The sequence below is a fragment of the Streptomyces griseochromogenes genome (assembly GCF_001542625.1).
Taxonomy (GTDB): domain Bacteria; phylum Actinomycetota; class Actinomycetes; order Streptomycetales; family Streptomycetaceae; genus Streptomyces; species Streptomyces griseochromogenes.
In genome coordinates, this window is the sequence record NZ_CP016279.1 from 5417071 (window position 1) to 5443222 (window position 26152).

General features: G+C 67.2%; 21 protein-coding genes and 4 pseudogenes. 11 read left to right on the plus strand and 14 right to left on the minus strand.

The window, feature by feature from the left end:
- Positions 1-204 precede the first annotated feature (204 nt).
- Positions 205-395: pseudogene (locus AVL59_RS56550) on the plus strand (IS110 family transposase); the annotation flags it as partial.
- 237 nt (positions 396-632) lie between these two features.
- Here AVL59_RS56550 and ltaE read toward each other — a convergent pair.
- Genes ltaE through AVL59_RS23105 form a run of 5 tightly spaced genes read right to left on the minus strand, consistent with a single transcriptional unit; the run spans position 633 to position 8903 of the window.
- On the minus strand, positions 633-1676 hold the full coding sequence (gene ltaE / locus AVL59_RS23085) for a low-specificity L-threonine aldolase (RefSeq protein ID WP_067307569.1): 1044 nt from the start codon (positions 1674-1676) through the stop codon (positions 633-635).
- A 16-nt stretch (positions 1677-1692) separates the two neighbouring features.
- Positions 1693-3960 carry a pyridoxal-phosphate dependent enzyme gene (locus AVL59_RS23090; protein WP_067307572.1) on the minus strand — a complete coding sequence of 756 codons (2268 nt, stop codon included), beginning with the start codon at positions 3958-3960 and terminating at the stop codon, positions 1693-1695.
- Positions 3947-4903: a GHMP family kinase ATP-binding protein gene (locus tag AVL59_RS23095; protein WP_067307573.1), complete on the minus strand. Its 957-nt coding sequence runs from the start codon at positions 4901-4903 to the stop codon at positions 3947-3949. The genes AVL59_RS23090 and AVL59_RS23095 overlap by 14 nt, the downstream gene beginning before the upstream one ends.
- On the minus strand, positions 4900-6396 hold the full coding sequence (locus tag AVL59_RS23100) for an argininosuccinate lyase (RefSeq protein WP_067307576.1): 1497 nt from the start codon (positions 6394-6396) through the stop codon (positions 4900-4902). Before AVL59_RS23100 ends, AVL59_RS23095 begins: the two co-directional genes overlap by 4 nt.
- Complete coding sequence (locus tag AVL59_RS23105; protein ID WP_237281622.1) at positions 6393-8903, minus strand: amino acid adenylation domain-containing protein; 2511 nt, start codon at positions 8901-8903, stop codon at positions 6393-6395. Before AVL59_RS23105 ends, AVL59_RS23100 begins: the two co-directional genes overlap by 4 nt.
- Positions 8904-9347: 444 nt before the next feature.
- On the opposite strand from AVL59_RS23105, the gene AVL59_RS23110 reads away from it, so the two are divergent.
- From AVL59_RS23110 to AVL59_RS23120, 3 genes are all read left to right on the plus strand, one after another.
- On the plus strand, positions 9348-10532 hold the full coding sequence (locus tag AVL59_RS23110) for an IS701 family transposase (RefSeq protein ID WP_067307580.1): 1185 nt from the start codon (positions 9348-9350) through the stop codon (positions 10530-10532).
- A gap of 202 nt (positions 10533-10734) precedes the next feature.
- Positions 10735-11594, plus strand: a protein-coding gene (locus AVL59_RS48965) for an IS5 family transposase (RefSeq protein WP_099053112.1) whose coding sequence is annotated in 2 segments (ribosomal slippage) — positions 10735-11086 and positions 11086-11594 — 861 coding nt in all. Because the reading frame shifts where the segments join, the coding sequence is not laid out codon by codon here.
- Positions 11595-11666: 72 nt separating this feature from the next.
- The gene (locus AVL59_RS23120; protein WP_067307583.1) at positions 11667-11924 is read left to right on the plus strand and encodes a DUF6221 family protein; all 258 of its coding nucleotides are present in this window, start codon (positions 11667-11669) and stop codon (positions 11922-11924) included.
- A gap of 185 nt (positions 11925-12109) precedes the next feature.
- Here the strand turns inward: AVL59_RS23120 and AVL59_RS23125 are convergent, their stop codons facing one another.
- Complete coding sequence (locus AVL59_RS23125) at positions 12110-13294, minus strand: IS701 family transposase (protein ID WP_067307580.1); 1185 nt, start codon at positions 13292-13294, stop codon at positions 12110-12112.
- 180 nt (positions 13295-13474) lie between these two features.
- Between AVL59_RS23125 and AVL59_RS23130 the strand changes: the two genes are divergently transcribed.
- The 4 genes and pseudogenes from AVL59_RS23130 to AVL59_RS23140 all read left to right on the plus strand — a co-directional run.
- Positions 13475-14029 carry a helix-turn-helix domain-containing protein gene (locus tag AVL59_RS23130; protein ID WP_237281623.1) on the plus strand — a complete coding sequence of 185 codons (555 nt, stop codon included), beginning with the start codon at positions 13475-13477 and terminating at the stop codon, positions 14027-14029.
- Positions 13963-14553 carry an IS630 family transposase gene (locus tag AVL59_RS23135; RefSeq protein WP_107407382.1) on the plus strand — a complete coding sequence of 197 codons (591 nt, stop codon included), beginning with the start codon at positions 13963-13965 and terminating at the stop codon, positions 14551-14553. The genes AVL59_RS23130 and AVL59_RS23135 overlap by 67 nt, the downstream gene beginning before the upstream one ends.
- Positions 14554-14568: 15 nt before the next feature.
- Positions 14569-14739, plus strand: a pseudogene (locus AVL59_RS54725) (IS630 family transposase); the annotation flags it as partial.
- Positions 14740-15117: pseudogene (locus AVL59_RS23140) on the plus strand (hypothetical protein); the annotation flags it as partial. It lies immediately after the preceding pseudogene.
- Between the two features lie 145 nt (positions 15118-15262).
- Here AVL59_RS23140 and AVL59_RS23145 read toward each other — a convergent pair.
- Together AVL59_RS23145 and AVL59_RS48970 are read right to left on the minus strand one after the other, a co-directional pair.
- A complete protein-coding gene (locus AVL59_RS23145) occupies positions 15263-16786 on the minus strand; it encodes an AMP-binding protein (RefSeq protein ID WP_067307588.1) in 1524 nt (507 codons plus the stop codon).
- Between the two features lie 553 nt (positions 16787-17339).
- Positions 17340-17571 (minus strand): annotated as a pseudogene (locus AVL59_RS48970) (IS5/IS1182 family transposase); the annotation flags it as partial.
- Positions 17572-17679: 108 nt separating this feature from the next.
- Here AVL59_RS48970 and AVL59_RS53035 point away from each other — a divergent pair.
- The gene (locus AVL59_RS53035; RefSeq protein WP_162494763.1) at positions 17680-17937 is read left to right on the plus strand and encodes a DUF6207 family protein; all 258 of its coding nucleotides are present in this window, start codon (positions 17680-17682) and stop codon (positions 17935-17937) included.
- A 175-nt stretch (positions 17938-18112) separates the two neighbouring features.
- On the opposite strand, the gene AVL59_RS23155 is transcribed toward AVL59_RS53035, so the two are convergent.
- A complete protein-coding gene (locus tag AVL59_RS23155; protein WP_067307595.1) occupies positions 18113-18307 on the minus strand; it encodes a hypothetical protein in 195 nt (64 codons plus the stop codon).
- An 836-nt stretch (positions 18308-19143) separates the two neighbouring features.
- Between AVL59_RS23155 and AVL59_RS23160 the strand changes: the two genes are divergently transcribed.
- The gene (locus tag AVL59_RS23160; RefSeq protein WP_067307597.1) at positions 19144-19830 is read left to right on the plus strand and encodes a DUF998 domain-containing protein; all 687 of its coding nucleotides are present in this window, start codon (positions 19144-19146) and stop codon (positions 19828-19830) included.
- 40 nt (positions 19831-19870) lie between these two features.
- Here AVL59_RS23160 and AVL59_RS56555 read toward each other — a convergent pair whose 3' ends face one another.
- Both AVL59_RS56555 and AVL59_RS48985 read right to left on the minus strand, forming a co-directional pair.
- Positions 19871-20233: a transposase gene (locus AVL59_RS56555; protein ID WP_079146909.1), complete on the minus strand. Its 363-nt coding sequence runs from the start codon at positions 20231-20233 to the stop codon at positions 19871-19873.
- A gap of 533 nt (positions 20234-20766) precedes the next feature.
- Entirely contained in the window at positions 20767-21459 is a 693-nt protein-coding gene (locus AVL59_RS48985) for an ISL3 family transposase (protein ID WP_079146910.1), read from the minus strand.
- Positions 21460-21939: 480 nt separating this feature from the next.
- Between AVL59_RS48985 and AVL59_RS23170 the strand changes: the two genes are divergently transcribed.
- Positions 21940-23664: a pentapeptide repeat-containing protein gene (locus AVL59_RS23170; protein ID WP_418361219.1), complete on the plus strand. Its 1725-nt coding sequence runs from the start codon at positions 21940-21942 to the stop codon at positions 23662-23664.
- A 240-nt stretch (positions 23665-23904) separates the two neighbouring features.
- Here the strand turns inward: AVL59_RS23170 and AVL59_RS23175 are convergent, their stop codons facing one another.
- The 3 genes from AVL59_RS23175 to AVL59_RS48990 all read right to left on the minus strand — a co-directional run bounded on the left by AVL59_RS23175 (position 23905) and on the right by AVL59_RS48990 (position 26062).
- Positions 23905-25227, minus strand: coding sequence for a hypothetical protein (locus tag AVL59_RS23175; RefSeq protein ID WP_067307600.1), 1323 nt, complete (start codon positions 25225-25227; stop codon positions 23905-23907).
- Positions 25228-25473: 246 nt separating this feature from the next.
- On the minus strand, positions 25474-25860 hold the full coding sequence (locus tag AVL59_RS23180) for a hypothetical protein (RefSeq protein ID WP_237281626.1): 387 nt from the start codon (positions 25858-25860) through the stop codon (positions 25474-25476).
- Positions 25850-26062, minus strand: coding sequence for a helix-turn-helix transcriptional regulator (locus AVL59_RS48990; RefSeq protein ID WP_079146911.1), 213 nt, complete (start codon positions 26060-26062; stop codon positions 25850-25852). Before AVL59_RS48990 ends, AVL59_RS23180 begins: the two co-directional genes overlap by 11 nt.
- Positions 26063-26152 lie beyond the last annotated feature (90 nt).

The window sequence follows — 26152 nt, forward strand, 5'->3', positions numbered from 1 at the left end:
TCACGCTTTCGTCCGGCCTGCCAGGGCACCGAGCTGCCACATCCACGTTACGGAGAGCTCTTCCGGCCTGGGTGAAGCCGGTGCTCAAGCCCCTCATCAGCGGTCCGTCGATGCCTCCGAGCCCGGTGACACCACCCCCCCCGGATCATGAACAACAAGGGGGGAAGTCATGCCGGACCCGAAGGCCGGAGGCCCCATTGCGGAGCCACGAAAACGGTAACGGGGGGGGGCAAGACCGGCGCCCTCGCCGCCTGCGTCATCGCCGACCAGGCCAGCATGCGCCGTGACCTGCGGCCCATCGGCCCGGCGACGAAGCTGCCAACGAACTCAAGCTGCTGACCGGACGCCGAGCCGACCTGGTCGAGGACCGTACCCGCACGGTGAACCGCCTGCGCGGCATGTTCCCCGCCCGGAATGGGCCCTGGATATGGCGAATACTGGGCCGCTCAGGCTGCTGACTGGCTACCAAACCCAGCCGCGATCCGACGCGCCGGGGCGACGCGGCAGATCAAGTCCAGGCCGTGCTCACCCTCGCGCCCCCGACGGGGGCAACCTCCTGTGGACGCCTTCATTCGTGACTGACGGTGCTATGCAGCCACACCTCAGGTGACAACAGCCGCTTGACAACAAGATCACGAAGTCTCGCGCACCACGTCCGCCACAATCGCCACCGCGGCGGAGACGTCTGCCGAGGTGAGACCACGATGCGTGACGGCCCTGATCCGGCCGTGGCCGAACTCACCCATAACCAGCCCGCGCTGCTGCACGGCAGCCAGGAATTGGTTGTCGTTCAGCCCGTCGGCCGTGACCCTGAACAGCACGATGTTGGTGGTGACCGCCTTCGGATCGATGTCGATTCCGTCCACCTCCGCCAGGCCCTCCGCCAGCTGCGCTGCGAGCTGATGGTCATCGGCGAGCCGGTCGACCATGGAGGTTAGCGCCAGCAGTCCGGCCGCCGCGAACACACCGGCCTGCCGCATGCCGCCGCCGAGCATCTTACGAACGCGCCGCGCCTTCTCGATGAAGGCGACCTCGCCCGCGAGGATCGAACCGATGGGTGCCGAAAGGCCCTTGGACAGGCAGAACTGGATTGAGTCGGCGTGAGCGGCGATCTGGTCCGCCGACACACCCGTCGCCACGGCGGCGTTGAAGATCCTGGCACCGTCCATGTGCACCGCGAGGCCGTGCCCGGTGGCGAAGCGCTTGAGCTCGGCCAGATACTCCTGGCTCAGCGCCTGTCCGCCCATCCGGTTGTGGGTGTTCTCCACGCAGATGAGGCCGGGCAGGGCGAACTGGGGGTCGTCCGCGTCGGGCGGAAGCACCGCGGCCAGGTCGTCCAGTGCGAGATTGCCATCGGGCTGGGTCGGTATCGGCTCGTAGACGATGCCGCCGCACACGCTCGCCCCGCCAGCTTCGTACAGGTAGATGTCGCTCTCGTTGCCGACGACCACCTTCCCACCCCGTGGTACGTGCACCAGCAGGGCAGCGAGGTTCGCCATCGTCCCGCTGGGCATGAGGCACGCGGCGGGCTTACCGATGCTCTTCGCGGCGAGTTCCTCCAGCTGGTTGACCGTCGGGTCTTCGCCATACACGTCGTCCCCGAGCACGGCCTGCGTCATCGCGGACACCATCTGCTCGGTAGGCAGCGTGAAGGTGTCGCTCCTCATTTCGATCATGTCGGCTCGTCCTCGTTCAGTCGTTGGTCAATCGGGCGGTGATGCGGTCCAGCGCCGAATCGAGCGCATGGTCGAGCTGCGCGAGCGAGTGGGCCGATGCGATGACGTAACCGATCCGGTCGTAGGCGTCGGTGGCCGGCCGTACGGGGTCGCCCGGCCGACGTGCGAGCCGGACTTCGGCGACACCGGCCACTTCACGCGCCGCTTCGACGCCTTCCAGGCTCGCCAGACACCCTTCCGCGGGGCTCGTGACGAAGGCGACTCCGGTCGGGGTCAGCTCTCCCTGAGTCAGCTCGACCGCCAGTCCGGCCGCCGCGCGCAGCTGCTGGGTTAGCATGTCGGGTCCGCCGGCCAGTCTGATCAGTTCGGGAATCATGCCCCCGGCGAGCCGGGCGTTGATCTCGATGATCGTTGGCCCCGCCGCGGTCAGGCGCAGCTCGGTGTGGCAGGCGCCGTGACGCAGCCCGACCGCCTCGACGGCCGCCCGGACCACCTGCTCGATCTCACCCGAGGAGGCCTCGTCCAGCGGTGCCGGGAAAGCGTGCCGCAGCTCGACGAACGAGGGCGGGAGCGACACCGACTTCCGGGTGATGCCCACCAGGTGGAGCTCACCGTCGACGAAGATCGTCTCCACGCTGAACTCTGGTCCCTGGACGACCTCTTCAACGAGCACCTCCGGCGGGACGACCTGCTCGCGCACGTTGTGCGTGATCGCGAGCAGCTTCGCGGCGTGCTCGTGGGCCTGCTCGACGGAGGTGCACATCAACACGCCCGTCGACGCCGAGTCCGAGGCCGGCTTGACCACGCACGGCAAGCCCGTGGCCGCGACCGCCGCGGACACCTCGGCTGCCCGCGTCACGGGAACCGAGACCGGCTGGGGCAGTCCCGCGTCCGTCAGCAGCCGGCGGGTCGCCGACTTGCGACGGCACGCGGCCACGGCCGCGGACGGATTGCCGGGCAGGCCGAGTGATTCGGCCAGCGAAGCGGCGGCCTCCAGGTAGAACTCGCTTGTGGTTGTGACGCCGGCCACCTCGTCGGGGGCGCAGTGGGCACGCAGGGCCGTCGCGAGTGCGTCCGCGCTGTTGGTGTCGCAACGGATGATCTCGCAGTCGGCTTCGCCGATGCCCGGGTACCGGCTGGGACGGCTGGTGAGTAGCACGGGTGCCAGACCGAGGTCCCTGGCACTCGAGAGGGCGAGCATCCCAGTGCCCGTGGTGTTCGACTCGACGAACACCAGGCGCTTGCGCGGCGTGGACGGCACCTCCGCCCGCGCCCAGCTGCTGACCTCGGTGCCGTATGACACCCGCAACGGTTCGCTCCGGAGGGGGAGTTCAGCGAGGCCGGCCCGCTCCCAATAGCCGTCATCGTAGATCGAGTCCACATAACGGTCGCCCCGGTCCGGGAAGATGCCGACGACGCGCGTGCCGGGGCTGGCGATGGCAGCCACGTGCTTCAGCACCTGGTAGACCGACCCCGAGGAGTTCCCAGCAAAGATGCCCTCGTCGTGAGCGAGGTCACGGGTCGCGACGAAGGCTTCCCGGTCGTTCAGCCAGTGGATCTCGTCGATCTCCGAGTAGTCCAGGTTGCCCGGGATCAGGCTGTTGCCGATGCCGCTCTGCTTGCGTCCCGGCTGGTCCGGCTGGCCGAAGAGGACGCTGCCGACGGCGTCGACGCCGATCACCCGCAGCGGATCGGACATCCCTGCGGCCTTCAGCGCCCGGCGCAGGGCGCGCGCGGTGCCGCACAGCGATCCGCCGCTGCCGACCGCGCCGACGAGCACGTCGATCCGGCCCAGGTCCGCCACCAGTTCCCCGGCCAGGGTGGCGTACGCCAGAGGGTTCTGCGGGTTGGAGTACTGTCGCGGCCAGAACGCCCCCGGGTGCTCCTCTCGCAGGCTGGCCAGCCGCTCCAGCCGCGCACTCTGCCAGCCGTTGGCGGTCATCTCCTCGACCACGTGCACCGAGCACCCCAGCGCCTTCAGTTTCGCGAGCGTGACCGCGTCGATGCGGGGGTCCGTCACGATATGCACCGGATGGCCGAGCACGTGGCCCGCCAGGGCGAGGCCCAGAGCCATCGTTCCCGAGGAGCTCTCGATGATCGGCGCGCCGTGCGCCAGCACCCCGTTCTCCCGGGCCTCGCGAATGATCTGGCATGCGACCCGGTCCTTCATCGCGAACTGGTTCTGCAGTTCGAGCTTGGCCGTCACTGTCACGTCCACGGACGCGGCCCGCAGCCGCACGAGCGGAGTGTGTCCGATGGCTTCGACGAGGTCATTGAAGATCATCGCTTGTTCCGCTTCCTTTCAGCTCGAAACCCAAGGTCTGGTAGCAGAACACCTGTTCGCAGTGCGCGAGCTGCCTACACCGGTTGATGGCTTCGGCCAGTCGGCTCCGGAAGTCCGGGACGTCGTGGAGAAGCATTAGCCCAATCGTCGACCCGCTGTGCCCGGTAACCACACCGACCCCGCCGACCTCGGCGCTGAGGGCGGTCATCGCGTTCAGTGTCCGTTTGCGGCAGAGGCGCTGGTTGAGGTGGGCGCTGCGGGTCGCCACCCGGCCGATCGCGGCGGCGTCACCGGCCCTCACCGCCATCCGGACCTCGTCCAGCAGCCGGGCGTACTCGTCCCGCTCCGCCACCGAGAAGTTCTTGGGGATCCTGTTGAACGCGACGGTGTCCACGGTTCCGCCCTCGTCGATGCCTACGATGGTCATCGGCGGCAGCACTCCGAGCCGGTCCAGCAGTGCGACGTTGCGGTGCTCGAACGCCACCACTCCCGGATACATGACTCCGTCCGTCGGCTCAATCTGACGGAGCAAGTCCTCGATGGCGTGCGGCGGCAGCTCGACGCCGACCGCGCTCGCCACCGCCCGTGCCGTCGCCACCAGATCGGCCGAGGAGCTCGCCAGGCCCTTTCCCTCCGGGAGAGAGCCGTTCAGCCTCAGCGATCCACCACCGGTGGAGTAACGGGCGAGCACGGCCTTGGCGACCCTACGGGCCTTCGTCTTCGTAGCCGGGAACACCTCGACCCCGTCGCGTGCGCTCTCGTACTCGAACGTCGCGGTGACCCACCTGGCGATGGGCAGGGTGACCAGGAAGTCGGGCCCATCGTCGGGCAACGCACCCTGCAGCAGTTCCCCGAAGGTGCCGAAGGCGGAGCTGACGGCGACGGCACGGGCGTGGGACCCGTGGTACCTGCCCGGCCGCTGGATGAGTTGCCGACTCGTCATATGACTCCCTCCGGCGCGGGCCGCAGGGCGGCGTCGGTGGCAGCGATCGCGTCCTGCACCGCGGCCCTGCGCGTGTTCCACTCCGCCGCCACTGTGTCGAGTCGCTCCCGTTGCTCAGCCAGCAGTGCCGCCACGGAGGCGGGGCTCGCCGAGCCCGCGGACACCTTCGCGCGCAGCTGCGCGTCCACGTCCACGGAGTTCGTCAGATAGGAGGCTGGGGCGTCCAGCGCATAGCCCGCCTCCCAGGCCGCCGAGCCAAGTGCCGCCGGGTTGACGTGCCCGGCACGGCCATCGCCTTCGGCCAGCACGGCTGTGACGTACCTGCCCGCGATGACCTGAGCGGTCCGCCACGGTACGTTGGCGCGCAGGGTGAGTTCGTTGGCCAGGCTGAAGCCGCCGAAGTGATCCTCCTCGCAGGCCGCGCGCATCCGGTCGGTGCGCCACCGCAGGTTGTCGATGACCAGGGTGAAACCCGTCAGCACCGCGCGGACCGTCGCGAACATGGTGCTTGCGTGCAAGCCCGCCTCCTTGGAGACCTCCACCATGTTGCTGTACGGCGTGTTCCGCTGGCCGGTGGCGAAGTCGACGTAGAGGGCCGTCAGATGGCCGGTACGACCACGCAGGCGTTCGAGCAGCGGATAGTTCTTCTTCTGGGGCATGGCCGCCGAGATACCGGCCAGCCCGTCCGGCAGCTCGACTAGCCCGTATGCGCTCGACGACCAGGCCATGAGGTCGGTCAGAAAGCGGCTGAACCCCACGCCCGCGGAGGCAATGTCCGAGGCGACGTCGAGCAGCCACTCCCGCGAGGCGACAGCGGCTAACGAGTGGGGTACCGGGCCGTCGCAGCCGATCGCCCGCGCCAGCCGGTTCCGGTCCCAGGCCAGTTCCTGGCCGGCCATAGGTCCGGCACCGAGAGGCGAGAAGTTGATCCGGTCGTAGGTGGCGAGCAGCCGGGACGAGACGTGCAGCGCATGCTCCACCACGGCGCTGAGGTAGAACCCCGGCGTGATGATCTGTGCCGACTGCAGCTGGGTGTAACCGGGCATCGGAGAGGTGACGTCTTGGGCCGCCCGCTCGTGCGCGACCTTAGTCAGCTCCCCGAGCATGGCCGCGATCTCGCTCACCTGTGCCCGTCCGTACAGAAGTTGGGCGCAGGCCTGCAGGTCGTTGCGGCTCCGGTCGACGTGCCAGGCCGGTACGGGCTCCGGGAGGGCTTTTGCGGCCCGGGTCTCCATCGCCAGCGCGATGTCGGAGAGGGCCACGCCAGCGTTTGCGGTGAGCTCCTCCTGGGTCAGCCCGTCGAGCGCTCCCGCGAGGTGCCCCACCTGAGTCGACGACAGGACACCCATACGGTGGTACTCACGGAGCAGCGCCTTCTCGATCAGTACGTACCAGGGCAGCAGGTTGGCGACTTCGTGCCGGAACTGCGGCTCAAGGAACTCCTGCCTGATGAAATCGTCCGGCTCTGCCGTGAGCCGGCCGGTCAGTCTCAACGGGTGCCGCCTTCCTCCGTGGTCGCGAGCGTCGCGGTGACGAGATCCGCTGCGGCAGCGGGGTGGCTGCGGACGAAATACCGACCCGCGTCCTCGATGCAGGTGATCCGCGCTGCGGGGAGCACGGTCGTGCAGCGTGCCGCGACATCGCTCTCACCGGGGGCCCGCGGGATCAGGATGACGGTCGCGGGCAGGTCAAGGGTTCCGGTGACGGCACCGAGGTAGCATTCTGCCTCGCTGAGGTCGTGCCGGTAGGCGCGCTCGATCAGCTCGCCGCGGGTCGACCGCCACTGGTCGACGTCGGTGAGCGCGCCGACATCACGTAGCCAGGCCCCGATGTCGGCCGGCCTGTCGGCAGCCGGTTCGGCGACGGCGGGATCCTGCTGGGCGGCCGCGGCCAGGAACAGGTGCAGGGGAGGCACTCCGGCGGCCTGCAGCGACTGGCCCGCCTCCAGCGCGAGCGCCACGCCCGCACCGTGGCCCCACAGCGCCACGGGAATCTCGATCCGGTCGCGGATCTCCTGGATCAGTCGGCCAGCGATCTGGTCAAGGCCGACCAGTTCGCCGTCGGGCCGAGCGACGTCATGGCCGGGCAGCTCCACCGCGTACACGGCCACGCCCGACGCGGCCAGCTCTCGTGCAATGGCGGCGAAGTTGAGCGCGTTGCCCGCCTCGTACGGTACGCACACCAGGGCCGCGGTCGCGTTCGCCGGGACCGACAAGGCCTGAAGGAGTGGCGAGTCGGCCGAATCGGCCCCCTCGGCTGAGTCGACTCCATCGGCTGCCGCCGCCAGGTCGGCCAGCACTGGGTGCACCATGAGATCGACGAGTGAGATCAGCCCGCCGAGCTGCACGACGAGCCGTACGGCCGCCAGTGAGCCGCCGCCGTGCGCGAAGAAGTCGTCGTTCCGGCCGACTTCTTCGAGGGGCATGCCCAGCGCTTCCGCCCACGCGGTGGCAATGCGCCGTTCGGTAGCGGTCTGCGGCGGCGTCACGCTGTTGCCGCTCGCGCTGTTGGTTTCGAGATCCGCCAGCTTCCGCTTGTCAACTTTTCCATTGTCGGTGAGCGGGAGCTCGGGCAGCCAGCGCAGAGTACGCGGGACCAGCTGGATCGGCAGCAGCTTGGCCAGCAAGTCTCGGACGTCCTCGATAGGCAACGCGGCAGTGTAGAAGCCCGCCAGGCGCTTGCTGGCACCGTCCGGCATCACAATCACGCACGCCGATCGGACCCCCGGCACCCGGAGGAGCTGGGCCTCGACCTCGCCGGTCTCGACCCGAACGCCGCTGATCTTCACCTGCTCGTCCCGGCGGCCGACGAAACGCAGCCGTCCGTCGGGCAGCCAGTGCCCGTAGTCCCCGGTGCTGTAGCGACGCAGCCCGGGCCGGACGGGGTCGGCGCCGAACGCCTCTGCCGTGCGCTCCGGATCGTTGATGTAGCCCCGGCCGACACAGACGCCGGAGAACGTGATCTCGCCAATCGTGTCGCCCTCCACCGGCAGCCCGTCCTCGCCGATGACGTCGACGAGGACGTTGGCGATCGGCACGCCCACGGTGACCTGGTCACCCTTCGCCATGCTGCGGATGACCTCATGCGTGGTGTCGTCCGACGCCTCGGTGGCGCCGTAGGCGTTGACTACGGGCACCTCGGGGCACTGCTTGAACCAGCGGGTGAGTAGCTGTTGACACACGGCCTCGCCTGTGACGCCGAGCATCCGCAGTGAGCCGGGGGCGATGTCGCCGCGCTCCAGCCTGGTGACGATCACGTCCAAGTAGCTCGGGACGAGCTGCAGGACGCCGACGCTCTCCCGGGCCAACAGCTGAAAGAGCCCAGGGACGTCCAGCATTGTCTCCGGATCGATGATCACAGTGCTGCCGCCGACGATGAGCGGCGCGATCGCCTGCCACAGCGAGATGTCGAAGCACTGGGACGCGGTCTGGGCGACCACCGTGCCCGGCGCGAGCCCGAACGTGTCCACCTTCGCCAACAGGTGGTTGATCATGCCGGCGTGCTCGCAGGCGGCCCCCTTCGGTGCGCCCGTGGAGCCGGACGTGAAGTAGATGTAGGCGAGGGCGTGGTCCGGGACGCGGTCCGGCCGCACTTCGAGGGCCTGCGCCGGCACTAGCGGGATCGCGTGGACGGCCGCGGCCTCGACCGGGCGCACCGACGCCTCGCCTTCGACCAGCACCAGCTGGGATGCGCTGCGGCGCAGCAGGTCGGCGATGCGCTCGTCGGGGTACGCCGGGTCAATCGGCAGGTAGACACCGCCCGCCTTGAAGATGCCGAGGATCGCGGCCAGCCAGTCGAGCGAGCGCTCGCTGATGACCGCGACGACACCCTCGGGCTGAAGTCCGGCCGCCAGGAGCGCCCCGGCCACCCGGTCCGCGGCGGCATCAAGTCCTGCATAGGTCCAGCGGGTCTCGCGGTGTACGGCGGCGGTGGCTGACGGCGTGTTGCGTGCGCACTCCTCGAAGAGCTCGTGAGCACGGCGGTCGGGAAGCGGCCTCATCGGTCCGACTCCGCGTGACTGCTGACCGAGGGCTGCCTCAACCTGCTCCGTCACAGTGCCAGCCTTTCCGGCCGAACGTATTGGCGGCCTGAAGTCCAGAGACTAAATAATCAGGAAATCAAATGAGTTGTGCGGCTTTATGGAAGGTCCGTGCAATAATCCGTCAGAATCCGAAAATGCCCGCTAGCCGAACGTCTCTTGCACAAACCTCGTGGTCGATCGGAACCGGTGAGCTTGCGTAGTGGGCACCGTGTCGATGGAACCCGTTCGGTGGAATGGAAGTCGGTCGTCGGTCATGGAGTGGTACGTGGCCCGGCGGGGCAGTGGTCTCTCATGGGGAGCAAGCTAGTGAACTGCGGCGTTCGCCCGTACTAACATCGGTCAGGGCTAGTACTGCAACGGTGCTTGTCGTGACTGATGGCCAGGCTGGTCGTTGGTGTGGTTGTGGGTGGGAACCTTGCTGATGTCAGGTTGTGGGCCGGTGAACTGACCGCTCTGCATGAGCGGTTCGTGCACCGGTTCAACAGGTCGGAGCCGCGTGAGTCGACGCTGGCTTATATGCGTGGGCTGATCGCACCGATGGAGCGGAAGAACGGCTGGACGCTGGCCGAACAGGCCGGGCATGCAGGCCCGGACCGTATCCACCGGATGCTGAACCGGATCGAGTGGGACGCCGAGGAGGTCCTCGACGACGTGCGCGATTATGTCGTTGAGCACCTCGGAGACCGGGATGCCGTCCTGATCGTGGACGACACGGGCTTCCTGAAGAAGGGGCTGCGGTCGGCTGGGGTGCAGAGGCAATACTCCGGCACGGCCGGTCGGACGGAGAACTGCCAGATCGGTGTCTTCCTCGCCTATGCCACCGACCGGGGGCGGACCCTGATCGACCGACGCCTGTATCTGCCCACGTCCTGGATGGAGGACCGCGAGCGCTGCCGCCGGGCCGGCATCGGTGACCATGTTGGGTTCGAGACGAAGGTGGCCATGGCGAAGGCGATGGTCCGTCGTGCCGTCGCGGACCGGATCCCGTTTCGGTGGGTGACCGCGGATGCCGCCTACGGATATTCCAAGGGCTGGCGGTTCGAGCTGGAGCAGGCCGATGTCTTCCACGTCATGGCCACCACCCGACATGACACCGTCGTCACCCGCTGGGCGATCGACCACCCCGTCCACGACCTGTTCAACGGTCTGCCGCGACAGAAGTGGAAACGCCGCTCCTGCGGCACCGGGGCTCACGGCCCGCGGATCTACGACTGGGCTCGCATCGAGGTGCGACCCTGGCACCGGCCCGATCGCCGCCACTGGGTCATCGCCCGCCGCAGCGTGAGCCGGCCCGGGGAGATCTCCTACTACATCGCCTACTGCCCCACCGAGACCACCCTCGACGACCTGATCCGCATCGCGGGCAGCCGGTGGGCCATTGAGGAATGCTTCCAGAGCGCGAAGCAGGAGTGTGGCCTGGACGACTACCAGGTCCGCCGGTATCCCGGCTGGCACCGCCACATGACCCTGGCCATGGCCGCCCATGCCTGCCTGACAGTGCTGCGGGCCCGCGAACTGGATGCCGACAAAGCAGAAACGGATCCTCCCCACTCATCCACCTCAGCCTCGCCGAGATCAGACGCCTGATCACCCGACTCACCGACCGCCGGCCCGTGAGCATCGACCACATCCTGCACTGGTCACACTGGCGGCGCCGACGCCAGTTCCAAGCCCGCATCAGCCACTACAAACGACGCGGACACAGCCCATGAAGCTGCCCAACACTCAGCACAAGCACCGTTGCAGTACTAGAGCGTGTCTCTTTGATGGGTTGGTCAGTTGATCGGATGTGTCTGTCCGCTTAGTGATCACTGATGCGATGTGGGACCGGATCGAGCCGCTGATGCCGGCCGATCCGGTCCGTGGGCGGCGATGGGCCGACCACCGCCGCACGCTGGAGGCCATCGCGTGGAAGTACCGCACCTGCTCGCCCTGGCGCGACCTGCCGGACGAGCTCGGCTCGTTCCAGACCGCTCACAAACGGCTGATCAGGTGGGCCGTGGACGGCACCTGGGCACGGATCCTCGCCACGGTCCTGGCAGCGGCCGATGAAAGCGACGACATCGGCTGGACCGTGTCGGTGGACTCCACCGTCTGCCGGGCCCATCAACATGCCGCTGGGGCGAGGAAAAGGGGGCTTCGGACCGCGCCGAACCAGGCGATCACGGGCTCGGACGCTCCCGCGGCGGCCTGAGCACGAAAGTCCATCTCGCCAGCGACAGCTATGCACGACCCCTGGCCCTCCACGTCACCGCAGGCCAGGCGGGCGACGCACCGGCCTTCGAGGCCGTCATGGCCGGCATCCGCGTTCCGAGAAGCGGACGCGGTAGACCGAGGACCCGCCCGGAGGCCGTCCTGGCAGATCGCGCGTATTCGTCCCGCGCGATCCGTGGGCAGCTGCGCCGGCGAGGGATCCGTGCCGTCATTCCGCAGCCGTCCGATCAGGTTGGTCACCGTCTGCGGCGAGGTCGCGCCGGCGGTCGCCCGCCAGTCTTCGACGCCGAGGCGTACAAGCAGCGCAACGCGGTCGAGCGATGCATCAACCGGTTCAAGCAGTGGCGCGGTCTGGCCCTGCGAACGGACAAGCTCGCCATCGCTTACCAGGCCGCACTTCACCTCGCCGCCATCCTCATCTGGGCCCGCAGGTGAGCCAGCTCCGTAGCTGAACTGATAAAGGTGAGCCCACCCGATTGGCCCTTGCCCCTGCGCGAAGATCAACTCATGGACGACCTCGTGAAGTTCCTTCGGGACCGCAACATGGAGGACAATCACGCCTATGCCGAGGTGGCCCACCGCTTCGGCGCCGACGCCCTCCTCGACAGCCACCTGCCGATGCTCGACCTGGTCGACATGCTGGCCAGGGACTACCAGGAAATGGACCCGGCGGATTCACGTCGCACAGGGCTCGCGTACGCGCTCAAAGTGCTGGCGCAGTCGTACGCCGAGCACCCCCAGTACCGCCAGGAGTGGCGTCCGTAGGCCGACCAAAGAGACACGCTCTAGTACTGCAACGGTGCTTGTGCTGAGTGTTGGGCAGCTTCATGGGCTGTGTCCGCGTCGTTTGTAGTGGCTGATGCGGGCTTGGAACTGGCGTCGGCGCCGCCAGTGTGACCAGTGCAGGATGTGGTCGATGCTCACGGGCCGGCGGTCGGTGAGTCGGGTGATCAGGCGTCTGATCTCGGCGAGGCTGAGGTGGATGAGTGGGGAGGATCCGTTTCTGCTTTGTCGGCATCCAGTTCGCGGGCCCGCAGCACTGTCAGGCAGGCATGGGCGGCCATGGCCAGGGTCATGTGGCGGTGCCAGCCGGGATACCGGCGGACCTGGTAGTCGTCCAGGCCACACTCCTGCTTCGCGCTCTGGAAGCATTCCTCAATGGCCCACCGGCTGCCCGCGATGCGGATCAGGTCGTCGAGGGTGGTCTCGGTGGGGCAGTAGGCGATGTAGTAGGAGATCTCCCCGGGCCGGCTCACGCTGCGGCGGGCGATGACCCAGTGGCGGCGATCGGGCCGGTGCCAGGGTCGCACCTCGATGCGAGCCCAGTCGTAGATCCGCGGGCCGTGAGCCCCGGTGCCGCAGGAGCGGCGTTTCCACTTCTGTCGCGGCAGACCGTTGAACAGGTCGTGGACGGGGTGGTCGATCGCCCAGCGGGTGACGACGGTGTCATGTCGGGTGGTGGCCATGACGTGGAAGACATCGGCCTGCTCCAGCTCGAACCGCCAGCCCTTGGAATATCCGTAGGCGGCATCCGCGGTCACCCACCGAAACGGGATCCGGTCCGCGACGGCACGACGGACCATCGCCTTCGCCATGGCCACCTTCGTCTCGAACCCAACATGGTCACCGATGCCGGCCCGGCGGCAGCGCTCGCGGTCCTCCATCCAGGACGTGGGCAGATACAGGCGTCGGTCGATCAGGGTCCGCCCCCGGTCGGTGGCATAGGCGAGGAAGACACCGATCTGGCAGTTCTCCGTCCGACCGGCCGTGCCGGAGTATTGCCTCTGCACCCCAGCCGACCGCAGCCCCTTCTTCAGGAAGCCCGTGTCGTCCACGATCAGGACGGCATCCCGGTCTCCGAGGTGCTCAACGACATAATCGCGCACGTCGTCGAGGACCTCCTCGGCGTCCCACTCGATCCGGTTCAGCATCCGGTGGATACGGTCCGGGCCTGCATGCCCGGCCTGTTCGGCCAGCGTCCAGCCGTTCTTCCGCTCCATCGGTGCGATCAGCCCACGCATATAAGCCAGCGTCGACTCACGCGGCTCCGACCTGTTGAACCGGTGCACGAACCGCTCATGCAGAGCGGTCAGTTCACCGGCCCACAACCTGACATCAGCAAGGTTCCCACCCACAACCACACCAACGACCAGCCTGGCCATCAGTCACGACAAGCACCGTTGCAGTACTAGTGCTGGATTCCTCTTTCGCTGGGTATATGTCCTGGTGGCGGGGTGGTTCGGGTGCTCGGGGGCGGGTGCTGGACGGTGGTGTTACGAGCACGGCCGAGCCGTGACGAGAGCGAGAATCAGCTCGTGCGTCGACTGGCGCGAGCGCGCAAGGCGCCTCGTGATCTGGTGATGCGGGCCCGGATGGTTGAGCTGAGCTGGTCCGGACAGCGAGTGCCTGCCATTGCGGAGGAGTTGAGGTGTAATGCCAAGACGGTTCGCCGGTGGCTGCACCGCTTCAACCAATCAGGCCTGGACGGGCTGGAAGACCTTGGGGGGCAGGGCCGCAATCGACGGATCTCCGAGGCGGAACGCTCCCAGATCATTGGCCTGGTCAGACAGTCGGCACCGGGTCGGCTGACGGTGCAGGCGGGCGGCGACCTCGCCGCGGCGGAGGAGGCCGGGCCACCGGAGTGGACCCTCGACGCGCTGGCCACTGAGGCGATGCGGCTGGGCATCCAGGTCGGGCGCAGCCAGGTCCGGCGGATCCTGCTGGCCGAGGGGGTGCGCTGGCGCCGCACCCGGTCCTGGACCCGTTCGAAGGACCCGGAGTTCGAGGGAAAAGGACCAGGATCATCGAGCTCTACACCTGCCCGCCCGAAGGCGCGACGGTCGTCTGCGCCGACGAGCTCGGACCGGTGATCCCCCGCACCTTCCCGCCGGCGCCGGGCTGGTCGCCGGACGGCCACCGCATCAAATCCGAGGTCGACTACGGCCGCGGGCCGGAGAAAACTTGGGTCTACGGCGCCCTGCGGGTACGCGACGGACATGAAATCACCATGACCGCCTCCTCCCGCAACAGCGCCTTCTACCAGCAGTTTCTCCAGAAGATCGAGACGGCCAATCCCGCCGGAGACATCTACGTCGTCACCGACAACCTGTCCTCGCACAACAGCCTGTCTACCCGCACCTGGCTGGAGGACCATCCAAGAATCCGGCACGTCTTCATCCCCGTCGGCGCCTGCTGGCTCAACCTCCAGGAAGGCTGGTGGCGCATCTTCCGCAAAGCCGCCCTCGCCGGCCAGTCCTTCGCCGGACCACCCGAGATCGACCAAGCCACCCGCCTGGCAACAGCCCAGCTCAACACCCAAGCCCGGCCCTGGATATGGGGAAGACCCACACCTTCAACCCGCGTCCTACGCCGCCAATACGTCTACTCCGTTTGAGGAATCCAGCACTAGTCCCTGCTGCGGCGCAGCAGCCAGGTCAACACCGCCTTCACCGACCCCGACCACCTCATCAGCACGATCCGACATGGTCTCCGCCAGATCCAGTACCGCAGCAACCTCATCAACGGATGCCTCGCCGAAACGGGTCTCACCTTGACGACATCACAGCGACAACGTCAGTAGGCGGTTCTTGATCTTGTCGCGGAGAGGGGCTGGAAGTGCCAGTACTCCGAGGGAGAGACAGTGTTTCCGGTCTCCTGGACGGAGGGCGTGCTGTCCCGCCCGGCGGATGCCGAGTGCCCGGACCTGCGGGTCCGCCCGACGGACGATGTGCTGGCGATCTTCCGTTTCCATGCCACCGAAGTCGACTTCGACGTCGACCTGCGGGAGTTGCAGGGCCAGGAGTGGCTTGATGTGTTCTGCGGCTTCCTCCGGGAGATCGGGCGGGGGTTGGGCAAGCCGGTACTGACGGACTCCGAGAGCGACTATGGCCGTCCGGTGCTCGGCTTCGACGTCGAGGCTGATCGAGTCGCCCTCCTCGCAGGCCCGCAGGTCGAGTGACTGAGGCCGACGGCTGCGGTTCGTAGAAGGTTCCTACGCGAACTCGGTCTCACGGAATAGGCACGCATCACGCCTGAGCCCATGGAAGGCGGCGCTACGGCAGGGGGTGCCGGGCTCCTCGCGCTCACCCCTCTCGACGCCTCAATCAGCCTCGTAGCTCCTCCGCCCGCTTGCGTAGGGCGAGCCGGTCGACCTTCCGGTTCGAGTTCAGCGGGAACTCGTCAAGGTGTACGTATCGGCGGGGAAGAACCGTGTACGGCAGCACAGCGCGCACGCCATTAGCCAACGTCGACTCCGGCACTTCGTCGCCGGTGTAGAAGACGATCAGCTCCGTGCCGTGCTCCGCGGGCTTGGGGACGGTGACCGCGTCGCGCACCCCGTCGCATTCGCTTACCACATGGTCTACTTCCGCGAGCTCAATGCGCCACGCGTGCACCTTCACCTGCGAGTCCAGGCGTCCGATGTAGGAGAGGTCGCCGTCGGGGGTCGCGCGCACCCGGTCACCTGTGCGGTACCAGCGCCGGCCGTCGAGGTCGACGAACCGGCCTTCGTTTTCGGCCGGATCGAGATAGCCGGTCGATATCTGCGGACCGGTGACCCACAGCTCGCCCTCCACAGAGGACTGTTCCCCTTGCTCAGTCACCAGTCGGAAGTCATGGCCGGCATGCACCTTGCCGATCGGCACGGTGCCGTTGACGCCGCGTTTTTTCGACTCTTCCCCCAGCCAGCGGTGCCAGCAGATGCCGATCGAGAACTCGGTCGGCCCGTAGATGTTGTCCAACTTCGATCCCGGCGCGGCCACCAGCCAGTCCTCGACGTCCTGGCAGCGAAGTGCCTCCCCACCGAAGAACGACCACCTCAGGCCGTTGAGTGCGCCCTTCTCCAGCCCTTCCATCTCCCGGGTCATCCAGATGCCACTGGGCGTGGAGTTCCATACGGTGATCCCGTGCTCAGCAACGTATGCGGGAAGGTCCCGGTAAGCCGACGGCGGGACTTCCTGCAGCGTCGCTCCCGCACCCCATGCGGCGAACACGTCATGTATGCCAAGATCGAAATTCAGGTCAAAGGTCTGAGAGAACACATCATTCGACCCGAAGTCGCAACGGCGGTCAAGCTCGCCGAAATAGGTTGCGAAACCGCGATGCGAGATCGGAACCCCCTTGGGGACTCCCGTTGAACCCGATGTGAAAAGAATGTATGCTGGGCCATCGGCCGCGACTTGGACTGGTGCCGAAAGCGCCGAATCCGAAGTCACCGGGATGGTCGGAAAATTGTCGGCAAGACCGTCGGTGTCTAGCACCCTCACGGTCATTTCCTCGTCGAGGATCTCCGGCAGAACCGCCAGACCGCGATCGTCAGCGATCAGCTTGTCCACCCCGGCCATCTTCATCATCCGGCGGGTCAGTTTGGCGGGAAAGCTCGGCTGTAGTGGAACAACGGTGCCACCCGCGTACAGCACTGCGAGCAGGCCCACGTAGGCCGCCCTGCTCTTGCCCGCCAGCACTCCTACCGAGCCATGAGAGCCATCCGCCATGAGCGAGCCGGCCCAGAGCAAAGCCGTCTCGTGTGCCTGCCGATAGGTGACAAGATCCGACCCGACCCGTACGGCGTCACGGTCGGGGGATATCTCCAATCCGCGCAAGAATCGCTCGATCAATGTGAGAGACATAAACTCTGTCAACCCCTATCTCTCTGCTATAAGAGCGTTCTTCAGCGCGATGGTTAGTCTCCTACTCTCAAACCAATAGATTACTGATCGACGCGCCGAACTGTACTGACATCCGTCAGGTGCATCGGCCATGGGCAGGGGCACTGCATGAAGCGGATCCGTCCGGTTCATGTGCCTCGTCCATGACGTCGCGTCATGTCCCGTACTGGGGCCAAGAAGCAGCGCAGGCACGGCGCCGGTGATCACGTGGTTGTCGAGACCCATGAGAACCGAACGAGACCGTGCCTCCCCCTGCACCATACGCGTCGCGCTGGAGCACCTGGCTCACGCTGCTTCTTGCACACCCCTCATCGACGCCTTCGGTCTGCGTCCCTTCCTGGACGCGGTGCCCCACCCGCGGGATCGCAGGGGTCGGGAGCAGGCACTGACCAGCACCGTAGCTGCCGCCGCCAGCAGCGCGGACAGCGGGCGGTGCGTCCGTGATCCACTTGCCGATCGTAGCTCGCCGTCGGGCCCCTGAGCCGCGATGATCGGCATGGAGCCTTTGTCAACCTCACTTTGAGCAGGTCAGGTGGAGGGTGAGGACGGCTTGGACGAGGCCGGTGATTCGGACGGTGCTGCTGCGGAGTTTCCGCAGCAGGCGCCAGGTCTTTAGGGTCGCCATGGCTTGCTCGCCGAGGGCCCGGATGGGGACGCGCGGCGTTGACCGCGTGTTGACCTGCCGAGAGCCGGTCCCACCGGCCGCGGCAGGGCACCCGCACGGTGCCGCCCGCGCCCGGCGACCCAGCCCGCTGGGACTGGGGCGGCGACAGCCCCTGACCGCCCACCACTCAGTCGGGTGAAGACACTGCCGCGGCGGAACCCTCCCAGGGCGCCCGGGCGTAGTGCCGTACATGAACTCGATCAACGAGACGCACGTGAGCGAGCCGGGCCTGCTCGTCGTCGACGTCGCGGCCGCCGACGACGCCACCGCCCTGACCTTCCAGCAGCTGCTCGCCGATCGGTGGGCGACGTCGCCCGCACAACACACGACGCGGGACGCCGGCGAGCCCGGAGTACGGCTGCGCTGCTACCTGGACCTGCGCCAGCCGATCAGCCCGGCCGCACCGGCCGAAGGCCTGCCACCGGCCAGCGCAGCCGCATTTCGGTGACGAGCCTGCGCCCGGCGGACACCGGCCGCCTGCTGACGTACTCCCGCACTGCCAGCAGGCGGCCCGGGTGTCCGGTCTCGCTGGAAGCGAGGCAGTCTCGCTCAATCCGAGGTGTCTGACTGAGGTGCTCCGGCCCGCTGCCACGGGCCGGGGCACCTGCGACTCTCGGTCGCGGTCAGGAGGATGTGGTGGGCATCAGGTAGTTGACCAGGATCATTCCGAGGCCAGCGATGCTGATGAAGGCCGTACTTCCGGCGCGTATCCCGTCCCATCTCCTTGCACCGTGCGAGACAGCCACAATTGCGGACATGAGGCCAAAGATGCACGCCACGGACAGAACGAACAGCACGGACAGGACCTTGACGGTCACGAAGTCTCCCCTCCAAGCAAGTCCGGCAGGGGAGGCCAGTCCGATGCCACGCAGGCAGCCGAGCCTGAACACCCCTGCTGGCATGAGCAACAGACGTGATCACGCGAGTGCGGCCGACGCGCACGCGCAAGGCGTGTTGGCTGCCTGCTCTCATCGCTCCGGCACGGACATGTGCGGCTGCCTCAGATCACAGGGAGACTTGCCCTAATCCCTCAGAGGTCGGCGGGATTCACCTAGTGGAACATCGCAGGGCCCCGGACCATTCCCAACTACCGCGCCGATTCGGAAAGTCGTGGCCGAATACCTCAGACCGAACGAGACAGTGTGTGCTCTGGGGGTCTCGCTCAAACTGAGCTATGCAGGTCAGAGCGCCGAAGTGCCTCACGTTCAGCAAGACGGGACACCGGGCGGAACGGCCGCTGCGGTATGGCCGCGCCGCCGCACGGCGCGAGCCCGGCCGCGCTGCGCGGCCGGGCCCTGAAGTGGTCTGTGGGGTTCTCGACCTTCTGCTGAGCGTCTCGCCGAACCAGGCGGCTGTCATCACCCACAAGGGTGGCGCTCGCTCACGCCGCGGCGGGGCCTCCTTCTCCTGCTGCTGAGCTTTCACCAGGGCGGCCAGCGGGGAGCGTCGCCCGCGGCTGACGTTGCGCATTGCTGGTAGCTCCCTGCCCTGATGAGGATCCGCGATTTTGGCTCTGTCCGCAGTTTCGTGAAGCCCTGAGACGTGGCTGGATGTGGGGTCTGCCCTACCTCGTGCCCGGGGGCTTGTAGGAGTGCCTGAGGCCAGCAGTGCATGATCCCCTGTTCGCACGTGAACCGTGCGAGAGAAGGTGGATATGAAGTCTCGGATCGGATACGCCGCGTGGGTTGCAGGTGTGGCGCAGTTCTTTGTGGCCCACGTGATCGCCGAATCAGCTTGGGCCAGACCATACAGTTGGGCGCGGAACAACATCAGCGACTTAGGTAACGCGCACTGCGCCATGCAGTCGGAACCCGAACCCCGCTATATCTGCTCGCCCGAACACGGCCTGATGAACGCCTCGTTCATCACTTTGGGGACGCTCCTCGCCGTCGGTGTCTTCTTCACCGGCGCTGTATGGCGCAGAGGCGCGAGCCCGCTCGTGGTGCGGTGGCTGCTGGCCTGCGCCGGCATGGGATTCGTGATCACCGGGCTGGCGCCTGCGGACGTCCACGAGAACCAGCATGTCCTGGGTGCGCTGCTCATCATGGCCATGGGCAACATCGGGCTTGTGCTAGCGGGCGTAGGACTGGCGGACGATGTGCCGGGTCCGCTGCGCTGGGCGACCAGCCTGCTGGGGGTAACGGCGCTCATAGCCTTTGGGCTCTTCCTCTCCCACCGCTATCTCGGACTCGGGATGGGCGGCATGGAGCGGGTAGCGGCATTTCCCCTCTTGGTATGGGCATTGGTAACCGGAGTCCGCGGCCTGTTCCACCAGGCGACTCGCATGCGGATGCAGGATGCGCCGCCGAAAAGACATGGCATGCAGGCCTCTCACAGCTGATGCTGCTTCGTGCGGTCGGCTCGTTCGCGGTCAGGTGAGATCATGGCTGAGTGAGGATTCTTGCCCGAAGGAGCGCGAAGGAGGCTCGGCCGTACATAGCTCGCTTGAGTGTTTTCACCCGGTTTACGTGTCCCTCGACGACGCCAGAGCTCCAGGGCAGGGTCAGACCGGCGGTTACGGCGTCGAGGTCCTGGCGGAGGAAGCCGGCGAAGCCCTTCATCGGCTTCGGTGCGTCCTGCTCGGCCTGCCGGATCCACTCCAGCAAGAGGTATCCGCGCTGGTGACGGACCAGGTCGGCGAACGCCCGAGCGAGATCACAGGCCCGGGCGATGTCGGGGCAGGCGAGCCGGACTTGAAGGAGTCGCTCGTCCTGGCTTTCGGTGAGCTTCTCCCGGGGCCGCATGATCCACGAGGTGATCTTGCGGGGGCTCGGAATGTCGACCCGGACCGGTTCGGCGGTGCCCGCGCGAAGGGCGGCGAGGTGTTGCGGACGACCTGGCGGCTGCCGCGGGAGCCGCGATCCTGGATCTCCAGGAACAGTCGGGTGCCGCTGACCTGGCCTTGGGCCTCGGTGAAGCGGGCGTTGAGATACGCCTTGAACGGCTCCAGCACCCCGTTGGGGCGGCGCTCGCGAGCGGAGGCCAGTAGCTCGTCGAGGTCGGTGTCGCGGAAGCGGCGCACGGTCTTGCGGTCGAGGTTCAAACGGCGGGCAATCGCGCTGATCGTCCAGCGTTTCTCCAGCAGGCGGTGAATGTCCTCGTAGCGATGGCGGGTGCGTTCGATGATCTGGGTGCGGGGCAGCTCCGCGGGCGGTAGCAGCATCGGGGGCGGCTCCGGCACCTCGGTCACCGTCTCCTCCTCGGCACGTTTGCGCAGGCAGTCGCGGTGCTGGTGGCAGGTCTTCTCCACCGCCGCGGACAGGTTCTGAAGCAAATGTCACCGGTCGGCGACTTCCAGGGCATGCGGGGCGGCTTCCCTGACCGCCTTGGTGTAAGCGGTGGCCCGGTCCCGGCAGATGATCTCGGCGCCGGGATGCTCGGTGAGCCAGGCCGCGAACGTCTCCGAGGTGCGGTCGGGCAGTACGTCCACGACCCGGCCGGCTTCGACGTCGACCAGCACGGTGCCGTAGGTGCAGCCCTTGCGGAAGGCGAACTCGTCGACCCCCAGCACCCGCGGCGCACGGTCCGGCACCGTCGGCGCAGTCAACAGCCTGAGCAGCCGGGTCCGGCCCGCGGCCAGCCGCAGTCGGCGGCACAGCCGCGCGGCCGGACGGCCGCCGAGCTCGATCGACCGCAGCCAGCCTGTCAGTCCGGTGCTGGAGCGGCGGTGCCGCTCGGACAGACCCGGCACCTGCTCGACGAACGTCTTGCGGGAACAGTTCTTCCGATCACAGAAGTACCGGCGGACCTGCAGCCGGACTATGACCCGGCGAGGTCCCAATGGCCTTTCATTCAGGGCTCGTTGATACGTGCTATGTATGCGCCTCGCCTGTTTCCGGCAGTCCGGGCACCGGCCCGGGCGAGCGGTGGACACGGCCTCCACCACGAGGACGTCGGAGGAGTCGCTGACGCGCTCCACTCGCACATCGATCCCGGGAAACAGCACAGCCTCGACTGTCTTGCTTGCCATGCCGGGACATACTCTGCCGAAACGATCCCTCGCTCACCTTCCTGACCTGGGGATTCACGGAACTGCGGACAGAGCCGCGATTTTCCCCACTGCCGCTTCTTGCCTCACTTGGTTGAGCTGATCAAGGGAGTGAAAAGGGCGGAAAGCGATGAGTGAGTGTGAGGAGCTGCTGCCCGGTTGTCCCTGGCCCCGATCTTGGAGGCTAGTGCTGCCGGGTGGGTGAAACCCCCAGGGCAGGCGGCGCGGGCACCGTCTCGGTTCGTGCTCTCCGCCGACTATGAGGGGCATGGCGCAGCCGACCCCCTGCGGGCCGTGAGCCCGGCTCCCGCCCCTTCAACACAGCCGCCCGTCTGGGACCACTGCGGGCACGGCGCCGACCCCGCGACGGACCCGGTAGGCTGCCGGGGCTTTCGCGTCCCAGGCAACGCTGTATGCCTGGCCCATCTCTCACGACGCAAGCTACGCCGATACCTTGCCGGGCTGGCCCCCGGCGCCGACGTCGACCACAGCGGCACTCCCTTCACCGAGGCCCTCCTCGGCTCTCTACTCCACGCACTCCGAGACCCCGACACCCACACCGCCAGGATCGGCCGCGCCCGGTTCATGGACGCGACGTTCACCGGCGCCTGGGCCGGTTTCGGAAAATCGGGGTTCGCCGGGGCGACGTTCATTGGCCCTGCCCTGTTCGACGGGGCAACATTCGGCCTTGCCCGGTTCGACGGAGCGACGTTCGCCAGCGAGGCTGGCTTCAGCGGGGCGACGTTTACCGGCGATGCCTGCTTCGGCGGGGCGAAGTTCACCGGCTACGCCGCCTTCGGTGAGGCAAAGTTCAACTTCAACGCCAGCTTCAACCAGGCGACGTTCACCCGCGATGCCTGGTTCGCCGGGGCGACGTTCAGCAGCGGCGGCGCCTGGTTCAACAGCAGCGCCTCGTTCGACGGGACGATGTTCAACAGCAGCGCCTCGTTCGACGGGACGACGTTCACCGGCGATGCCCGGTTCGACGGGACGACGTTCACCGGCGATGCCGACTTTGGCCGAGCGACGTTCGCCCGCGATGCCTGGTTCGGCCGGGCAAGTTTCGCGGTGCCGTCGCACCTCGAACCATTGGTGTGCAGCGGGACCGTCACCCTGTCCGGAGCGGTCTTCGAAGCCCCGGTGACGCTAGAGGTCGCGGCACAGGAAGTGCACTGCGTACGGACACGGTGGGAGTCGACGGCAACCATGCGTCTGCGCTACGCGACCGTGGACCTGAGCGATGCAGTGCTGTCAGCCCCGATGGCTGTCACCGCTCACTCCACCGCCTTCGCAACTAATCTCGGCGGGACGTTGGACGAAAAAATGCTGATCCTCATCGCGCCCGACGTCCGTCTGACCTCGCTTCAGGGCGTGGACGCCGCTCACATGGTCCTAGCCGATATCGACCTGACGACCTGCCTCTTCTCCAGAGCCTTCCATCTGGACCGACTCCGCCTTGAAGGCCGCTGCGCCTTCACCCGCACGCCCACCGGTCTCCATTGGCGCAAGATCTGGCCCTACTGGTGGAGCCGTCGACGCACTTTGGCGGAGGAACACCACTGGCGAGCGCACCGGGCAGGGGCGGGCAACCCCGACCCGCCACGGGGCTGGCAGGCACGTTCGGGTCTGCCCGGCTCCGTTCGCCCGCCGAAGCCGGAGTATCTGGCCGCGACCTACCGGCAGCTGCGCAAGGCGTTCGAGGACAGCAAGAACGAGCCCGGTGCGGCGGACTTCTACTACGGCGAGATGGAGATGCGCCGTCACGATCTGGCCGGCACGACGGTCATCGAGCGCGTACTGGTTCGGGCGTACTGGCTGCTCTCCGGCTACGGCCTGCGCGCCTCCCGCGCTTTGCTCTGGCTCGGGCTCGCCATGTCCGGAACGGTCCTTGCGCTCATGTTGTGGGGCCTGCCCACGACGGTTCCGCTGCCCAGCGCAACCGGCACCGCCACAGGCAGCACCATCAGCCTGAAGACGGACAAGCCGGACCTCTCCATTACCGGTGACCGGTGGACGCTCCAGCGGGCTGACCGGGCCGTCCGGGTGTCGGTCAACGCCGTGGTCTTTCGGACCTCCGGCCAGAACCTCACCCGCGCGGGGAGCTATGTCGAGATGGTGTCCAAGATCATCGAGCCCATCCTGCTGGCTCTCGCCGTCCTCGCTGTACGAGAACGTGTCAAGCGGTAGTCAGGACCGGGCACGCAGCCAGATAGGTGGGGAGATCACCCGAGCAGGTCTGCTCCACTCCAAGCACCTGGTGGGATTTTCAACGAGCCTCATCAGCCCGCTGACCCCCTGCGAGACGACCACCGACCAGTAGGGCTGGCTGCGGCCAACTCGGGATCTCTGAGACTGAGTGATTGTCACCATGGCGCTGCTGCTGGCCGACACCTTCCGCGTCTGGATTCCGTGGGGCCCCCGTCTGGTTCAGGCCGACGGTGGTTGTGCGTGTGTGGTGGGGGTTGCGAGCTGCTCTTGTAGGCGTGCGTGGCGGAACTCGTATGCGGCGCCGGTTTGGCGGAGGACTCCTCGTTGGTGGGCTTCTTCAAGGAAGGCCATGAGGCGCCAGGGGAGTCGTCCGGCAGTGCACAGCCATAGCTGAGTGGTAAGGAACCATCCCCAGGCACTGAGGAAGATGGCGAAGGGGCTGACGAGTAGCCAGGCCGCGAGGGAGATCGGAAGGTAGTCCGACGCGGCTGTGCGCTCTTCAGGCTGATATGCGGAAACGCTGTAGAGGGACAGCACGAGGATTGCCGAGGTCATCAGCGTGATGCCTCGTGTGATGACGGTGGCCCGGTCGGTGCGCAGGCTGGCCAGGGGGCTGACGGCTCGTGCGGTGTCGGCGGGGGAGACCAGCCAGGTGTGGAGGCCGGCGGTCAGGCCGCTGACCAGGCCGAGTGCGAGGCCGATCGTCAGGCTCAGTCCAAGGGTGCGGCCGAGGAGCGCGAGCGGGGGCAGTGTGGTCAGCCATTCGGCCTCGCGGTCGGGCAGACCGGCACCGTAGGACTCGGTATATGCGCCGTTCGGGAGCCTGGCCTCAAGATGGTCGTGGATTGTCTGCGTTCTCCGAGGATCGAAGAATCTCAGCAAACGCAGCCGCAGGTGGAACTCGATGTGGCCATGGAAGGGCGTGCATTCTGTCAAGGTGTGGACCCAGCGCTGGCAGAACCGGCGGGCGTAGTCGGCGGAGGGGGCGTCGAACGGCTGGCGGCGGCCGTCGGGGAACTGTGCGACCGCTCCGTCGACCGGGTTGGGTGTGCGCACGTAGCGGTCGCCGTTGGGGCGCAGGCCGTGGAGCCATCCGTCGGGGGTGATCACATAGCGGGTGCCGTCGGCCAGGCGGTGCAGCGTGCCGTGGGGGAGGTCTTGGCGGAGGATGGTGCGGACGCTCAGGGCTGCGGTGTCGGCGATCCCGAAGACGAATCCCAGAGCCAGCCCGGCCAGCAGGCCGGTCCTGAGCCCTCGCAGCAACGAGCGCCCAAAGTGCCGGCGCACGGCGTGCGTGGAGGGTTGTGCGGATGCTGTCCCGATGGCGCGGGGGGTGTTGCGCAGTCCCAGGAAGGCCAGGCCGCCGGTCAGCACCGCGACCAGGCCGCAGGACGCGCAGGCGGTGAAGGGCGAAGGAAACAGGAAGATGGCCAAGGTCCAGTAGGCGGCGCCTGCTGCGAGCAGCACGATCACCGAGGTGGTGAGCAGTGGGTGTCTGCCGAAGGGGGCGTATGAGGGGTGTGGTTCGCCGACGACTCCCATGATGGCGAGGGCGGTGGCCAGACCGAACGCGATGGCCCATGTGGCCGGGCCGAGCCATCGTACGGCTGGGTCCGGTTGGGGAAGGGACGTGTACCAGGCCAGGGGTGTTCACGAGTGGGTCTGATCAGGCACGACTCGCCAGCTGGAAGACCTTTTCCCGTGAGACGTGTGATCGTTGCCCGTCAGGCTGCGGTCAGCCACCGTGGAGGCTCCAGTCGTCGGGGCCGCGTTCGAGGCGATGGCTTCTCAGGCGTGCCGGGACCAGAAGGCGACGAACGTGATGTAGGCGATGGCGGCGGTGGCGACGAACCAGAAGTACGGGTCGCCGCTTCGTCCGGATGCCAGGTCACCGATGAAGGCGTAGAGGTTCCCCACGGTGAGCACCACGCCCGTGCCGGCCCAGGCTCGCCCTGAGATCCGGGCGAAGCGCTCGTCGGGTTCCTTCTCGGTGAGGCCCTGGTAGGTCTCGTTCCGGCGTCCCAGCAGCACTAAGACAAGGCTGCAGACCGCCAGGATCCCGAACGTCACCAGGCCGATAGCGAGGCGGCCCCCGAAAGCCGCGGCCACGAGGCAGACAACTCCGAGGACGAGGAAGAAGCCGGGGACGGACCGCCTGGCTGTGTTACTGGTCATCTGCTGGGTCCTCTTCGGCATGGAACATCTCCTCAACGCTGACTTCGAAGAACTTGGCCAGGGACATGGCGAGCGGCAGGGAAGGTGTGTACCGCTCGGTCTCGATGGCGTTGATCGTTTGCCGTGAGACCCCCAGGGCCGTGCCTAGCTGACCCTGGGAGAGTCCACGTTCCGACCGCAGTTTCCTGACGCTGTTTCGCACATGTAAAGCTTACTTGTCACCCCTCGTCGGTTGTCAAGCTTGCTTTACAGACAGGGCGGGGCTTGCAGGGCGCCTCGGGCGCCGTGCTGG

What these genes read in the sequence shown, in the direction of transcription:
- AVL59_RS23120 (WP_067307583.1), top strand. Translation starts at nt 11,667, where the DNA reads ATGGACGACCTCGTGAAGTTCCTTCGGGACCGCAACATGGAGGACAAT.
- AVL59_RS48985 (WP_079146910.1), bottom strand. Translation starts at nt 21,459, where the DNA reads ATGGCAAGCAAGACAGTCGAGGCTGTGCTGTTTCCCGGGATCGATGTG.
- AVL59_RS23175 (WP_067307600.1), bottom strand. Translation starts at nt 25,227, where the DNA reads ATGGGAGTCGTCGGCGAACCACACCCCTCATACGCCCCCTTCGGCAGA.
- AVL59_RS56555 (WP_079146909.1), bottom strand. Translation starts at nt 20,233, where the DNA reads ATGCGGCCCCGGGAGAAGCTCACCGAAAGCCAGGACGAGCGACTCCTT.
- AVL59_RS23095 (WP_067307573.1), bottom strand. Translation starts at nt 4,903, where the DNA reads ATGACGAGTCGGCAACTCATCCAGCGGCCGGGCAGGTACCACGGGTCC.
- AVL59_RS53035 (WP_162494763.1), top strand. Translation starts at nt 17,680, where the DNA reads ATGAACTCGATCAACGAGACGCACGTGAGCGAGCCGGGCCTGCTCGTC.
- AVL59_RS23105 (WP_237281622.1), bottom strand. Translation starts at nt 8,903, where the DNA reads ATGAGGCCGCTTCCCGACCGCCGTGCTCACGAGCTCTTCGAGGAGTGC.
- AVL59_RS23180 (WP_237281626.1), bottom strand. Translation starts at nt 25,860, where the DNA reads ATGACCAGTAACACAGCCAGGCGGTCCGTCCCCGGCTTCTTCCTCGTC.
- AVL59_RS23145 (WP_067307588.1), bottom strand. Translation starts at nt 16,786, where the DNA reads ATGTCTCTCACATTGATCGAGCGATTCTTGCGCGGATTGGAGATATCC.
- AVL59_RS23160 (WP_067307597.1), top strand. Translation starts at nt 19,144, where the DNA reads ATGAAGTCTCGGATCGGATACGCCGCGTGGGTTGCAGGTGTGGCGCAG.
- ltaE (WP_067307569.1), bottom strand. Translation starts at nt 1,676, where the DNA reads ATGATCGAAATGAGGAGCGACACCTTCACGCTGCCTACCGAGCAGATG.
- AVL59_RS23090 (WP_067307572.1), bottom strand. Translation starts at nt 3,960, where the DNA reads ATGATCTTCAATGACCTCGTCGAAGCCATCGGACACACTCCGCTCGTG.